This is a genomic window from Bacillus pseudomycoides DSM 12442 (assembly GCF_000161455.1).
GTDB lineage: Bacteria > Bacillota > Bacilli > Bacillales > Bacillaceae_G > Bacillus_A > Bacillus_A pseudomycoides.
Map to the genome: position 1 here is coordinate 5,774,204 of NZ_CM000745.1, position 235 is coordinate 5,774,438.

1 protein-coding gene is annotated in these 235 nt (G+C 39.6%); it reads left to right on the plus strand.

Translation table 11 applies throughout. The features are described from left to right. The coding region (locus BPMYX0001_RS29140; protein ID WP_167535702.1) for a Cna B-type domain-containing protein at positions 1–235 on the plus strand (235 nt) is incomplete at both ends.

Below are 235 nucleotides of genomic sequence, written 5' to 3' on the forward strand. Positions count from 1 at the left end.
TTTAGCGGCATACGATGCCGAAGGAAAGGCATACAAGTATGAAGTGAAAGAACAACCGGTAAATGGATATCAATCCGAAGTAAAAGGTTATGACATCACGAATACAAAAGTAAGCCAAACAAAAGTAGAAGGAACGAAGACATGGAAAGACGATAATGCGAAAGATCGTCCGGCAATGATCAAAGTAGACCTACTACAAAATGGTAAAGTGATTGCAACGCAAGAAGTAAGCGAA